Source organism: Streptomyces sp. NPDC102514 (assembly GCF_055584525.1).
Window position 1 is genome coordinate 655,615 of sequence record NZ_JBVJLW010000001.1, and the last position, 13,629, is coordinate 669,243.

At 71.2% G+C, this 13,629-nt stretch carries 13 protein-coding genes; 10 read left to right on the forward strand and 3 right to left on the reverse strand.

Annotation, left to right across the window (positions count from 1 at the left end; translation table 11 throughout):
• Positions 1–203 precede the first annotated feature (203 nt).
• The 3 genes from ACZ60E_RS03025 to ACZ60E_RS03035 all read left to right on the forward strand — a co-directional run bounded on the left by ACZ60E_RS03025 (position 204) and on the right by ACZ60E_RS03035 (position 2,599).
• On the forward strand, positions 204–1,325 hold the full coding sequence (locus ACZ60E_RS03025; RefSeq protein ID WP_469438321.1) for an acyl-CoA dehydrogenase: 1,122 nt from the start codon (positions 204–206) through the stop codon (positions 1,323–1,325).
• 70 nt (positions 1,326–1,395) lie between these two features.
• Positions 1,396–1,956 carry a Dps family protein gene (locus tag ACZ60E_RS03030; RefSeq protein WP_469437422.1) on the forward strand — a complete coding sequence of 187 codons (561 nt, stop codon included), beginning with the start codon at positions 1,396–1,398 and terminating at the stop codon, positions 1,954–1,956.
• 76 nt (positions 1,957–2,032) lie between these two features.
• Positions 2,033–2,599 carry a type 1 glutamine amidotransferase domain-containing protein gene (locus tag ACZ60E_RS03035; RefSeq protein WP_469437424.1) on the forward strand — a complete coding sequence of 189 codons (567 nt, stop codon included), beginning with the start codon at positions 2,033–2,035 and terminating at the stop codon, positions 2,597–2,599.
• 203 nt (positions 2,600–2,802) lie between these two features.
• Here the strand turns inward: ACZ60E_RS03035 and ACZ60E_RS03040 are convergent, their stop codons facing one another.
• Positions 2,803–3,630, reverse strand: a complete 828-nt coding sequence (locus tag ACZ60E_RS03040; RefSeq protein WP_469437426.1) for a glycoside hydrolase domain-containing protein — start codon at positions 3,628–3,630, stop codon at positions 2,803–2,805.
• Between the two features lie 264 nt (positions 3,631–3,894).
• Between ACZ60E_RS03040 and ACZ60E_RS03045 the strand changes: the two genes are divergently transcribed.
• The 4 genes from ACZ60E_RS03045 to ACZ60E_RS03060 all read left to right on the forward strand — a co-directional run bounded on the left by ACZ60E_RS03045 (position 3,895) and on the right by ACZ60E_RS03060 (position 7,351).
• Positions 3,895–4,302, forward strand: coding sequence for a YciI family protein (locus ACZ60E_RS03045; RefSeq protein WP_469437429.1), 408 nt, complete (start codon positions 3,895–3,897; stop codon positions 4,300–4,302).
• Positions 4,303–4,308: 6 nt separating this feature from the next.
• The gene (locus ACZ60E_RS03050; protein WP_469437432.1) at positions 4,309–5,454 is read left to right on the forward strand and encodes an RNA polymerase sigma factor; all 1,146 of its coding nucleotides are present in this window, start codon (positions 4,309–4,311) and stop codon (positions 5,452–5,454) included.
• 124 nt (positions 5,455–5,578) lie between these two features.
• Positions 5,579–6,322 (forward strand): TetR/AcrR family transcriptional regulator, encoded by a 744-nt coding sequence (locus ACZ60E_RS03055; protein ID WP_453790076.1) that lies wholly within the window; start codon positions 5,579–5,581, stop codon positions 6,320–6,322.
• Positions 6,323–6,430: 108 nt separating this feature from the next.
• A complete protein-coding gene (locus ACZ60E_RS03060; protein ID WP_469437434.1) occupies positions 6,431–7,351 on the forward strand; it encodes an HD domain-containing protein in 921 nt (306 codons plus the stop codon).
• 57 nt (positions 7,352–7,408) lie between these two features.
• On the opposite strand, the gene ACZ60E_RS03065 is transcribed toward ACZ60E_RS03060, so the two are convergent.
• Entirely contained in the window at positions 7,409–8,665 is a 1,257-nt protein-coding gene (locus ACZ60E_RS03065; protein ID WP_469437436.1) for a hypothetical protein, read from the reverse strand.
• 205 nt (positions 8,666–8,870) lie between these two features.
• On the opposite strand from ACZ60E_RS03065, the gene ACZ60E_RS03070 reads away from it, so the two are divergent.
• Genes ACZ60E_RS03070 through ACZ60E_RS03080 form a run of 3 tightly spaced genes read left to right on the forward strand, consistent with a single transcriptional unit; the run spans position 8,871 to position 11,153 of the window.
• Positions 8,871–9,911, forward strand: coding sequence for a beta-ketoacyl-ACP synthase III (locus ACZ60E_RS03070; protein WP_469437439.1), 1,041 nt, complete (start codon positions 8,871–8,873; stop codon positions 9,909–9,911).
• 37 nt (positions 9,912–9,948) lie between these two features.
• On the forward strand, positions 9,949–10,182 hold the full coding sequence (locus ACZ60E_RS03075; protein ID WP_159074146.1) for an acyl carrier protein: 234 nt from the start codon (positions 9,949–9,951) through the stop codon (positions 10,180–10,182).
• Entirely contained in the window at positions 10,182–11,153 is a 972-nt protein-coding gene (locus ACZ60E_RS03080) for an alpha/beta fold hydrolase (RefSeq protein WP_469437444.1), read from the forward strand. Before ACZ60E_RS03075 ends, ACZ60E_RS03080 begins: the two co-directional genes overlap by 1 nt.
• Before the next feature lie 108 nt (positions 11,154–11,261).
• Here the strand turns inward: ACZ60E_RS03080 and ACZ60E_RS03085 are convergent, their stop codons facing one another.
• Positions 11,262–13,541, reverse strand: coding sequence for a M4 family metallopeptidase (locus tag ACZ60E_RS03085; RefSeq protein ID WP_469437446.1), 2,280 nt, complete (start codon positions 13,539–13,541; stop codon positions 11,262–11,264).
• Positions 13,542–13,629 lie beyond the last annotated feature (88 nt).

Here is a 13,629-nt window from a genome sequence, read left to right on the forward strand (position 1 = left end):
CGAGGCCGTGGGCCGGGAAAACACCCCGGACCTCGCGAAGGGACAGAAGTGGCAGGGGTCCGGACGCTGCCCGATGCTGGGCTCTACAGGCCACCCAGGTGCGTTGTCGAGTCATCTTCTGGCCGTTTGTCGGCAGATGTGCCGGGCAATCGGGACGAAGCGTTTCAGTCGGACGATGTGTGCAGGAGGCCCGTGTGAACGCCATGCCCCCCGAAGTGACCGACGCCGTGCGCTCTCCGGAGCGGCGGACGGCTGACCTGTTCACCCACTTCGTCGAGCGCGAGGCCTCCGGAGTGCCGCTGCCGGGCCGGTCCACGGCCCATCGCTTCGCCGTCCTGAGCGCGCTGGGACGCCGGGACCTGTCCCTGGCGCGGCTCGCGGAAGGACACCTGGACGCGACGGCGATCCTGCACGAACTGGACGACTCCCTGCCCGCCGAAGGCGAACGCTGGGCAGTGTGGGCCGCGCGCCCGCCCGGCCCCGGCGTCCACGCCACCCGCGGCGAGCAGGGGTGGCGGATCAGCGGAGTCAAGCCCTACTGCTCGGGTGCCCGCAGCTGCACCCACGCCCTGGTGACCGCGGACGCCGACGACGGCCACCGCCTGTTCGCCGTCGCCCTGGACCACCCGGGCGCCCGGGCCGTGGAAGGGACCTGGCCGGCGATCGGCATGGCCGGGAGCGACAGCCTGGACATGTCGTTCACCGACGTACCCGCACGAGCCGTCGGCGGGGTGGACGGCCATGTGCTGCGCCCCGGCTTCCAGCACGGGGGCATCGGGGTGGCGGCCTGCTGGCTCGGCGGTGCGCACGCCGTCGCCGCGCCGCTGTACGGGCGAGCGGCGGCCGGGCAGCTGAACGGCCACGCGGCCGCCCACCTCGGAGCGGTCGACATGCTGCTGCACACCGCCGACACCGTGCTGCGCCGGGCGGGCGACGACATCGACGCCGACCCCTTCGACGTACGCGAGGAAGCACGGGTGCGCGGCCTGCGGGTGCGGGCCCTGGCCGAAAAGGTGTGCACGGAGGTACTGGAGCACGTCGGACGTGCCACGGGCGCGGGGCCGCTGTGCCGCGACGAACGGCACGCCCGCGCGGTGGCGGACCTGACCGTCTACGTGCGCCAGCACCACGCCGAGTCGAACCTGGCCGAACTGGGCCGCCTGGCCACCACGGACTTCCCGGCCGCCACGGCTCCCGCGACCACCACGGGCCCCGCGGCCTCGGTGCCCAGTGGTCCGGATGGGGCCCGGGTGGATTGCGTTCGCACACCAGGGGTACCGGGAGGGGGCAAATCCGTACGAGACATACCCGTACGCAACCTATGAGCCGTACGTGATGCGCACGCTGCACAGGCTGTACCAACGGTACAGAACGCACGAGACAGGAGACATGAACATGGCTTCTCAGGCCACCCCCCGCTACACCGTCCCGGGCCTCACGGTGGAGAACGCCTCCACACTCATCGAGCTGCTGCAGCTGCGGCTGCACGCCCTCAACGATCTCCACCTCACGCTCAAGCACGTGCACTGGAACGTAGTGGGGCCGCACTTCATCGCCGTACACGAAATGCTCGACCCGCAGGTCGACCGCGTACGTGACATGGCCGACGACGTCGGGGAGCGGCTGGCGGCCCTCGGAGGCGTCGCCCACGGCACTCCCGGCACGCTGGTCGAGGAGCGCACGTGGAAGGACTACAGCGTGGAGCGGGCCGACGCGATCGCCCACCTCGGCGCGCTCGACGTCGTGTACACCGGTCTGATCCAGGACGTGCGCGCCGCGGTCGAGACGTCGGGCGACATCGACCCCGCCACCGAGGACCTGCTGATCGGGCAGCTGCGTGACCTGGAGCAGTTCCAGTGGTTCGTCCGGGCGCACCTGGAGACCGCGGGCGGCACGCTCAGCACGGCCGACGCCACCACCGAGGCAGGCGCCGCCGAGAAGGCCTCGAAGGCCTGACGGAACCACCGCACGGGCACACCGCGCCACCTTCGCGACAAGCCCCCTTCGCGCATCGAGAGAAAGGCTCACCGAGATGTCCGACAAGCCGCTCAACGGTCCCCGGGTACTGGTGCTCGTCACCAACTACGGAGTTGAGCAGGACGAGTTGGTGGTGCCGGTCCGCCGGCTCCGGGAGAACGGGGCGGACGTCACCGTCGCGGCCGTCAGCTCGGATCCCATCGAGACACTGGTGGGCGACAAGGACCCCGGAGAGACGGTGGACCCCACCACGACGCTCGACGCGATGGACGCCGACGCGTACGAGCTGCTGCTGCTTCCCGGCGGCACCATCAACGCCGATCAGCTCCGTCTGCAGGACAAGGCCCTGGAGACGGTCAAGGCGTTCGCGGCGTCGGGCCGTCCGATCGCCGCGATCTGCCACGGCCCCTGGGCCCTGGTGGAGGCCGGCGTCCTGAACGGCAAGACGCTGACGTCGTTCCCCTCCGTCCGCACCGACATCCGGAACGCGGGCGCCAAGGAATGGGTGGACGAGGAGGTCGTGAGCGACAGCGCGAACGGCTACACCCTGGTCACCTCCCGGACACCGAAGGACCTCGACGCGTTCGTGGGTGCCGTCGGCAAGGCCCTGGTCGGCTCCTGAACCCCACCCGACATCCGCCCCGTGGCCCCGCCCGATCAGGCAGGGACCACGGGGCGGGCCACGTGACGCAGCGGCGCCGGTCAGTCGAGACAGCGCGCGGCCCTACCGGAACGCGGCGAGCCGTTCGGGGTCGGTGGCGTCGATGACGAGGGCGTCGATCCGCGTCGCTGAGTCCGCCACGCCCCCGTCGTCCCACCGCGGCGTCAGCCGACGAGGGCGACGGGCGCGTCCCAGGCGTTGCGGTCCACGGTGATCGCGTAGCCGCCGCGGGACTCCTTGCTGTTCACCATGTACTGGTGGGCGCGGCTGTGGCCGGTGTACAGCTTGGGGTCCCAGGGCCAGTCCGCGGTGGTGGTGTTCTTCTTGTCCCACAGCGCGTACCAGAGGTTGCCCGGCAGGTCCGTGCGGTCGGTGGCGGTGGCGATCGCCTTGGCGCTGGAGCTGCTGAAGCCGTAGTAGCCGCCGCGGTAGGTCTTGGCGCGCAGCGTCTTGGTGAAGGAACGCACGTAGGTCAGGACCGCGTCGTTGCACGCCTTGTTCGTGACGTCGTACGGCTCCATGTCGAGGTAGACCGGGCTGCCGGCCTTCATGCCGAGCGCGGAGGCCTTGGCGACCGCGTCCTTGGCGTTGCTCGCGCCGACGGAGGCGGCCGTGGCCGCGGTGAACTTCTCCGGGTTCGCACTCGTCTGGCAGGGCGGCTGCGCGCCGACGTACAGGGGGATGAGCTTCCAGCCCAGGGTGGAGACCGACTTCGTCCAGGACGCGGTCAGGTTGGGCTGGGCACAGCCGCGGTTCCTGCCGCCCATGTAGACCGCGGCGGCTCCGTAGAAGCCCGTGTTCCAGGCCTTCATCGCCTTGAGCGAAGGCGCCGTGCAGGCGTCGAACGCCCGGCCGGTGTACGTCTTCTGCGCGGGCCACGTCGTGGCCGCCATCGACGTCTGCGCCATGACCCCGCCACCCGCGACGACGACGGCCCCCGCCGCCGTCCACGCGATGTAGCGCCCCTTCTTGGACAACCGATGTCTGGACATCCCCACCCCATTCACTGCACGGCCCACCGCCGCAACCGACACGCCGGGCATGCGCGACATACGCCGCGGCCCGACGGAGAGAAGGTTAAGCCGCCTCGGGCGCACGGGTTCACCCGCCCGGTCGACGGCCGGTTGTAGCCTCCTTCCGCGGTGTCCCCGAAGCCCGGGAAAAGATTTTCCGGGGTGATGTCGAGAACCCGCGCGCGGCTCCGTCCTCGCAGTGAACACGGCCGCAAGGGGCCGTACCGCACCAGGGAGAACACGATGGCCAAGTACTTGCTTCTCAAGCACTACCGCGGCGGGCCGGCATCCCTCAACGACGTGCCGATGGACCGGTGGACGCCGGAGGAGGTCTCGGCCCACATGCAGTACATGAGTGACTTCGCGGAGCGCCTCGAAGGCAGCGGCGAGTTCGTCGACAGCCAGGCCCTGTCGGCGGAGGGCACGTTCGTGCGCCACGACGGCGAGGGACGGCCGCCGGTCACCGACGGTCCGTTCGCGGAGACCAAGGACCTGATCGCCGGCTGGATGGTGATCGACGTCGAGACCTACGAGCGGGCGCTCGAAGTGGCCGGCGAGCTGTCCGCGGCGCCGGGTGCGGGCGGGAAGCCGGTGCAGGAGTGGCTGGAAGTGCGGCCGTTCCTGTCCCCGTGCGTGACCGTCACGGACTGACACACGGTGGACGAGACCCTGCTGCGGACGCTCACGCCCGCCGTGCTCGCCGTCCTCGTCCGCCGCGGAGCCGACTTCGCGGCGGCCGAGGACGCCGTGCAGGACGCCCTCGTCGAGGCCGTGCGCGTATGGCCGGACGATCCGCCGCGGGACCCCAAGGGCTGGCTGGTCACGGCGGCCTGGCGGAAGTTCCTCGACGCCGTCCGCGCCGACACCTCCCGGCGGCACCGGGAGGTACGCGTCGACCGCGAGCCCGTGCCCGGCCCGGGCGAGGCGGCCGACGACACGCTCCAGCTGTACTTCCTGTGCGCGCACCCGGCCCTGACCCCGGCCTCGGCCGTCGCCCTCACCCTGCGCGCGGTCGGCGGCCTGACCACACGGCAGATCGCCCAGGCCTACCTGGTGCCGGAGGCGACCATGGCCCAGCGGATCAGCCGGGCCAAGCGGACCGTCTCGGACAGCCGCTTCAACCGGCCCGGCGACGTCGCCACGGTGCTGCGCGTCCTCTACCTGGTCTTCAACGAGGGCTACTCCGGCGATGTCGACCTGGCCGCCGAGGCGATCCGGCTCACCCGCCACCTCGCCGCCGGGACCAGGCACGAGGAGGTGGCGGGTCTGCTGGCGCTCATGCTGCTGCACCACGCGCGGCGCCCGGCACGGACCGCCGCCGGCGGCAGGCTCGTACCCCTCGCGGAGCAGGACCGAGGCCTGTGGAACACCCGGCTGATCGCGGAGGGTGTCGACATTCTCCAGGCGGCCCTCGCGCGTGACCGGCTGGGCGAGTTCCAGGCGCAGGCGGCCGTCGCCGCGCTGCACGCCGACGCCCGGTGCGCCGCGGAGACGGACTGGGTGCAGATCGTCGAGTGGTACGACGAGCTGGTGCGCCTGACCGGCAACCCGGTGGCGCGCCTCAATCGGGCCGTCGCGGTGGGCGAGGCCGACGGCCCGCGTGCCGGCCTGACCGCCCTGGCGCAACTCGACGCCTCGCTGCCCCGTCACACGGCCGTCGCGGCCTATCTGCACGAGCGCGACGGCGACCTGGCGACCGCGGCACGGCTCTACGCCGAGGCCGCCGGGTCGGCGCCCAGCCTCCCCGAACGGGACCACCTCACACGCCAGGCCGCACGGCTCAACGCGGAACTGCGCGGCTGAGCGGCCGGACCGGCCGAGTGATGGGGCGGCCGAGCGGGGTGCGGTCCGCCTGACAGTGTTAGATTTTCTTCTCGGTTTCCAAATTTGGCATACACGGGGGGAGTTGACGCCGTACGGTCGGCGCATGCCCGTCGACGAACACAAGGCCGCCCTGCCCTCTCTGCGTCAGCGGCGCCGAGCGGCCGCCACCCAGGAGATCCTGGACGCGGCCGAACGCCAGATCGCCGAGAACGGCCCCGCGGCCCTGTCGCTGCGTGCCGTCGCCCGGAGCCTGGGCATGACCGTGCAGGCGCTCTACCACTACTTCCCGAGCCGGGACGAGCTGGTCACGGCCCTCATAGCCAAGGCGTACGAAGCCCTGGGCGACGCCGTGCAGGCCGCCGTCGACGCCTCACGGGAGGACTCGGCCATGGAACGGGTGGTGACCGCGGCCGAGGGCTATCGCCGGTGGGCCGTCGACCATCCCGAGCGGTTCCAGCTGCTGTACGGCACACCGTTGCGGTACTACGAAGCTCCCGTCGAGGGTGCGACCACCCAGGCGGTGCGCCGGATGGGCGCGATCTTCGAGCGCGAGATGTTCGACGGCTTCACCCCGGCACAACTGGCCGCGGTCGACGCCTCCGAGCTGTCGCCCGCGTTCGTCGCGTATCTGGACGCGTTGCCGCCGACCGGTCAGGACGCTCTGCCGCCGATCCTGACCGCACTCGTCATGAGCGCGTGGGGGCACATGCACGGCCTGGTCGTGCTGGAGGTGTTCGGGCACACCACGTTCCTCGGTGAACACCCCGCGGAAATCTTCCGCATGGGGATGCGGAACACCCTGAAGGACATCTTCAACCGGATACCACCGGTGGAACAGGCCGGTTGACCGCCGCGCCGGCGAGAATCCGGAGTTGCTCGGCATTTTCGCCGCTGTTTGCTCCGCGGAAGCGTCCATAGGCTCGTGGCATCAATCGCCGACGAGAAGGCTGTCCGCATGTCCGACAAGAGCAACGACGGCACGAGCAATTCCCGTACGAGTAGTTACCGTACGAAGAATTCCCGTATCGGTAATTCCCGTTCCAGCGATGCCCGTTCGAGTGATTCCGGCGGGAGCGGCGGGGGGAAGGGTGTCACCCGGCGCACGGCACTCGGGCGCGGGGCCGGTGTCGCCGCCATCGGCGCGGTCTCCGCGCTCGCCACCGCGGTGTCCGGTTCCCCCGCCGCCGCGGCGGGACCGGCGACGCGCGGCAACACCTCGGCCCCCGGTGCGGAGGCGCTGCCCAGGTCCGTGGCCGGAGTGCGCATCCCCACCAGCGAACTGGCTTTGAAAACCGCGCAGTTCGTACGGAGCGTGTCCTCGGTGACGCTCTACAACCACGTCATGAGGACGTACCTTTTCGGCTCCCTGCTGTGCGACCGGCGCGGCGTCCCCTACGACAGGGAACTCGCGTTCGTCGCCGCCGCTCTGCACGACCTCGGGCTGGTCACGGCGTACCGGACCCCGGACGAGCGCTTCGAGATCGACGGCGCCGACGCCGCACAGCGGTTCCTGCGGGAACAGCACATGCCGGCCGAACGTGTGGCGGTCGTCTGGGACGCCATCGCGCTGCACACCAACGCCGGTATCGCCACCCGCAAGAGGCCGGAGATCGCGATGGTCTCCGTGGGCTCGGGAGTCGATTTCTCGGGGAACGAGCTGGATCGCATTCCGCCCGACACCCTTGAGGAGATACTGGCGGCCTTTCCCAGGGAGGGTTTCAAGCAGGACGCGCTCGACAACATTCTCTCGCTGTGCCGCACCAAACCGATGTCGGTGCTCCTGCACCCCTTCGCCGAGGTCGGCCGCCGTCACCTCCCCGATTTCCCGGTGCCCACGGTGGAGGATCTCCTGCTCGCGGCGCCGTTCGCGGAGTGACGGCCGCCGCGGAGCGACGGCCGACCGACCGGGTCCCGCCCCGTCAGGGCGTAACGCTCACTTGCCCGGCGCCGCCTTGCGCAGGGTGGTGATGCAGCTGCTGATGGCCTCCTGGAGCTCCTCCAGGCGCTGCAGCATGTCGTCCTCGTAGAGAGTGTCGAGGTCGTCGGCGTCGTCGAAGGTCAGGTCCTCGAAGACCTTCGTCGCCTTCTGCAGGCTGCTGTAGAACTTCGTACGCCGCTCCTGGAGGCGGAGTTCGGGGTCCGCCTGGATGGTCTGGGCGACGATGTCCTTCATCGAGTCGAACGCCTCGGAGGCCCACTCGCTGGTGTCCTCGGTCTCGTCCAGTTCGTCGATGAGCGAGAGGTGGCGTTCGGCCTCGGCGCGCAGCTCCGCGGGGGCGTCGATGGTCTGCCCGGCGGGCGTCTTGACCTGGCCGTTCTCCACGATGTCACGGACATAGCCGATGCGGCTGGCCGCCTGCGTCTCGGTGGCCACCGCCTTCTTCAGGTCGTCGGTGCGCGCGATGTCACGGGCCCACTCCGTCTGCAGCGCCGGGTCCTCCTGGAGCCGGTCGAGGAGCGCCGCGCGGGCCGCCTTCGCCGTGGAGGGGTCGGCGAGGATCGCCGCCCGCAGCGCGGTGGGGTTCTCGGCGACCTCCAGGGCCTTCGTCGGCCGGATGCCCTCGGCCTCGGCCGCCGCGGTGATCGCCGTGCCGCGCTCGGAGGAGGCGCTGGACCGGGAGACGTAGTACGAGTGCCACACGTCGGAGTCCGGCAACTCCACGTCCTGCCCGGGCGCCAGCGCCTCGAAGTACGGGACGAGACCGTCGTCGGCCGCCTTGTCCCACGCCTTGTAGTAGCGCATGACCCGCTCGGGCGAGCACCCGGCCAACTCGGCGAAGGCCTTCGCGGAGACCTTCCGCGTCTCGCCCGGCGTCTCGCCGCCGGGCCGCACGCTGCGCGCCACCTTCAGCGCGAACGTCCAGCCGCCGGCCCGCACGTACGCCCCGAAGTCCTGGGCGTCGCGCGCGACCTCGGCGGGCACGTCCTCCGGTGTGACGTCGGCGTGCGCCTCGTCATCGGCGACCTCGGCGTCCACCCCGTCGGCCGGAGCCTCGACGTGCGCCGCGTCCGCCGGAGCCTCGACGTGCGCCCCGGCGTCCGGAGCCACCTCGTGCGCCCCGTCCGCCGGAACCTCGTCGACGGACGCCTCGGGCTCGACCCAGAACTCCCCGGGTTCCGCGGCAGCCTGCGCGGGCACCTGGTCGACGGGCGGAACGGCCGGTTCGGTTTGAGCGGTCACTACGGTCACTGAAAGACTCTCCCGGGGAAGGAACAAGGCGGCAAAGGGCAGCGTACGCAGCCTATATGAACCCGTTCATGATGGTTCGAACTCCCTTGCGCGGACCGCTCCGACGCGCCCGCCGCCGCTCCCGCCCCGCCCTCGCCCCCCTCCCGCCCCGTGAGGTGCCGGGCCCGCAGATAACTCTCCGCCTTCACTCAAGTACGCTTAGTAAATGAACGTTTCGAGTGCGGAACTCCGTGAACCGCAGGGGCCGGCCGCGGTGGTGACGGGCGTGGGCTCCCATCTTCCACCCCGCCGCGTGACCAACGACGAGCTGTGCTCCCGGCTGGACAGCAGCGACGAGTGGATCCGGGAGAGAATCGGCATCCAGGAGCGTCGCCGCGCGGACACAACGGTGTCCACGGGAGATCTCGCCGTCGAAGCGGCGCGACGCGCGATGCGGTCGGCCGGGGTCACGGACGTCGACGCCCTCGTCCTGGCCACGACCACCCCGGACCACCACTGCCCGGCCACCGCGCCCGCGGTCGCCCACCGGCTCGGCCTGCGCGACACGATCGCCTTCGACGTCACCGCCGGCTGCGCGGGATTCGTGTACGCGTCGGCCGTCGCCGCCGGCCTCATCAGCGCGGGCAGCGCCCGCAGGGTCCTCGTCGTGGGCGCGGAGACGATGTCCGCCATCATCGACTCCGACGACCGCGCGACGGCACCGCTCTTCGGCGACGGCGCCGGAGCCATGGTCCTGGAGGCCGGACTCGCGGGACAGGACGGCAGCCTCGGATCGTTCGCCTGGGGAAGCGACGGCTCGCTCGCCGACGCCATCGTCATCCCGGCCGGCGGAGCCCGCGAACGCGACCGGCGGGACACCGCGCCCGCGGGCGACTTCTTCGTTCACATGCGCGGTAACGAGGTCTTCCGGCACGCGGTGCGCCGGATGAGCCAGGCGGCCCGGGACGCGGCGCAGGCCGCCGGCTGGACGCTCGACGAGGTCGACCGGCTGATCGTCCACCAGGCCAACGGGCGCATCGCCGCCTCCGTGGCCGACGCCCTCGGCATCCCGCCCGAGCGCACGCCCTCCAACATCGCCCACGTCGGCAACACCGCGGCGGCCTCCGTCCCGCTGCTGCTCGCCCACGCCGCGGACGAGGGGCAGCTGAAACCTGGGCACCGCGTGCTCGTTGTCGCTTTCGGCAGCGGGCTCGCCTGGGCCGCCACCAGCCTCGTATGGCCCCCGGGCATCACCGCGGAGCTGTAGAGATCCATCTGCCCAGGAACGTAAGGAAACCAAGCACGTGCTGGAAGAACTCAAAGGCATCCTCACGGCGCAGGCCGGACTGCCCCCCGCGCCCATCACCGCCGACGCCACCCTGGCCGACGCCGGCATCGACTCCATGGCCGTGACCGTGCTGTCCATGCAGCTGGAGGACCGCATGGGCCTGTTCCTCACCGAGGACGAACTCTCGTGCGCCCCCACCGTCAACGCCCTGGCCGACCTCATCGCGAGCCGAGCCGCCGGGAACCCGTGATGGCGACCGTCCCCTCCGTGTGGAACCCGCCCGAGTGGAACGCGCCCGAGGAGACGAGGGAGGAACTGGTACCCCTGGAATGGCGCGGTCTGCGCTACACCTGCCGCGTCATCACCTCGGACCGGCCCCCGGTCACCGAACCCCTGCTCCTGCTCGGCGGCGCCCTCCAGGACATGTACGCGTGGCCCCGGCTGGAGCGCAGGCTCAGCGCGCACATGCCGCTGGTGTTCGTCGACCTGCCCGGCGTCGGAACGGCCGACGACCTGCCCGCCGAACAGGGCTTCGACGCGCTCGCCGAGGCCGCCCTGCGGGTCACCGACCGGCTCGGGTTCGACCGGATCAACCTCCTGGGGGCCTCGTACGGCGCGCCGATCGCCTACCGTGCCGCCCTGAGCCGGCCGGCGCGGGTCGCACGGCTCGTCCTGGCGGGTGCCACGCACCGGATGAACCCGCGCCTGGTCTCCGACTGCGAGCAGGTGTGGAGTGCCCGCGCCGCCCTCGCGGACGACGTCGACGGGTCGCTCTCGGCCTCCGGCTCGGACGAGATCGCGGGCCGCGCCGTCGCCACGCTGCTGAACACCGCTCTGCGGGACCAGGTCTCCCAGGCGGCCACCGTGGCACGGATGCTGCACCGGCAGTTCGCCCGCATCACCCCGGCCGCGGCCCGCCGCCACGCCGTCTGCCACCGCCGCCTGCTCGCCGCGGACCCGCTCCCGTCCGAGACCATCGACGCCGTGCGCGCACTGGTGTTCACCGGCGAGCACGACGACGTCAGCACTCCGGACGAGTGCCGTGCCGTGGCAGCCGCCATCGCCGATTCGACCTTCCTGCTGGTCCGCGACGCCGACCACATGGTGCATCTGGAGCGGGAGGCCGAGTACGCCGACCTGGTTCTGCGCTTCCTCACCGACCTCCCGCTCGACGGCCTGCCGTACACGACCGCACCGGAACGGCTCGGGCCGCGCCGGTAGGACCGCAGGCCCGCATACGGCACCGCCCGCCCGGACCATGGCACGGTCCGAGCGGGCGGGCTGTCATGTCGACAGGGCGTCAGAAGGCGTCCAGGCTGTCGGGGAGCGTCACGGAGTGATGCGCCACTGCTGGATGTAGCCCACGTCGATCGCCGCCACGTCACGTACCCGCAGCTTCCACGTGCCGTCGACCGGCTGCGCCGAGGCGTTCACCGTGAAGGTCTGGTCCACGTTGTCCGCCGAACCCCCGCTGCGGTTCAGCAGCGAGTACACGGTCCCGTCGGGGCCCACCAGATCGACCGTCAGGTCGCCCCGGTAGGTGTGGACGATGTTGACGTACACCTCGGTGGTCGCCGAGGCGTTGCCCGGGCGGCCCGTGATGGTGATGGGCGACTCGACCGCGGCACCGTTGTCGGGGATGTCGACACGGGTGGAGCTGCCGTAGATGTTCGCCACGCGCCACTCGAAGGTGTCCGACGCGGTCGAACCCGTGCCGTCGGTGACCGTCACGGTCACCTCGCTGGTGCCGGTGGCGGTCGGGACACCGGAGATCAGCCCGCTGTCGCTCGCGGTCAGACCGTCGGGCAGGCCGGTGACCTCGTAGGTCAGGCCCGAGTCCGAGTTGGTCGTGTAGGCCTCGATCTGCAGGGACACGTCCTGGCCTACGCCGGAGAGCTGGTCGGCGATCGGGGAGAGGTTGGTCCCGAGCGCGATGCGGTCACCGACGTTGATGCCCGCCCAGGCGGCGGCGACGGCGAGGTAGGTGTCGCTGTAGGCCCCGAAGAGATCGGTCGCGGCCTGCAGCGTCGCGGTCCTGGCAGCCGCGTAGTTGGTCGTCGAGGTCATGTACGTCGACAGCGCGCGGTACCAGATGTCGGCCGCGTTCTCGATGCCGATGCCCGCCACCGGCACGCCGTCGACGGTCGGGCTGTCGTAGGCGACCCCGTTGACCGTCTTCGCCCCGCTGCCCTCGGAGAGCAGGTAGAAGAAGTGGTTCGCGGGACCGGAGGAGTAGTGGACGTCGATGCTGCCCAGCGAGGCGTCCCAGTAGTCGCGGGAGCGGCTGTCCTTGGAGGGCTTGTCCATGTACCGCAGCGGCGTGCCGTTGCCGTTGATGTCGATCTTCTCGCCGACCAGGTAGTCGGGGACGTCCGCCTCAAGATTGGCGTTGAACTCGACGGCCGCGGCGAAGATGTCCGAGGTCGCCTCGTTGAGGCCGCCCGACTCACCCGAGTACACCAGGCCCGCGGTCGCGGCGGTGACGCCGTGGCTCATCTCGTGGGCCGCCACGTCGAGCGACGTCAGCGGCGCCGCGTTGCCCGCGCCGTCGCCGTACGTCATGCAGAAGCAGGAGTCCTGCCAGAAGGCGTTGACGTAGTTGTTGCCGTAGTGGGCGCGGCTGTAGGCGGCCACACCGTCGTTGCGGATGCCGTTGCGGCCGTGGACGTCCTTGTAGTAGTCCCAGGTCGCCGCCGCGCCGAAGGCGACGTCCACGCCGGCGGTCTGCCGGTTGCCCGGAGTGCCGTCACCCCAGACATCGTTGTCATCCGTGAAGAGGGTGCCCGTACCGGACGTCCCCTGGTTCAGGTCGTACGTACGCTGCCCGGCGCGGTCGCCGTCGACGAGCTGGTACGAGGAACCGGAGAGCGTGCTGCCGACGGACACGTCGCCGTTGTACTGGCCGTGACCCGCTCCGGTGTGCACGCCCTCGTACTCGGCGGCGACCTTGCCGGTGCTCGCGTCGGTGACGACGTGCAGTTCGCTGGGCGTGCCGTCGTCCTGTACCCCTTCGACGACGGACTCCCAGGCCAGGACCGGCTTGGCGGACCCGGCGGCCCACACCACGAGCCGGGGCTTGCCCTCGATCGCGGACTTCTCCACATCGGCGGCCTTGCCGACGGCCAGCGCCTTGTCGGCGGCGCCGGTCGCGGAGATCTTCGGCGTGGTCGTCGGCGCCGTGATGGTGGCGCGGGTCGCCTTGGACGTGGTGGTGCGGCCCTTCTTCACATGCAGCACCAGGTCGCCGCCGAGGACCGGAAGCCCGGCGTACGTGCGCTCGTACCGGGTGTGGGTCGTGCCGTCGGCGTCCTTGACGACATCCTTGACGACGAGCTTCTCGTGGGAGCCGAGGCCGAGTTGCTTCGCCGTGTCACCGGACTTCGCGGTGGCGCTCTTGAGCAGCGCGGTACGCGCGGCGGGCGACAGGGCGGGCTGGGCGGCCCCGGCGCGCGGTGTGGCGACGATCTTCGAGGGGCCGGAGCCGGGGTCGGCGGGCGCGGCGGACACGGGTGCGCCCTGGACGCCGAGGACGAGCAGCGAGCTCGCGGTGGTGAGGGCGAGAGCCGCGGCGCGTCTGCGCCGGTGGGCAAAGCGATGGGGCCCGGACAATGTCTTCTCCTCCTGCGACGGCCGACGTCTGGTGGACGCCGACGGTGAGCGGGCCGACGGGGTACGGCCGGCCCGAAAGGGGGGTGGA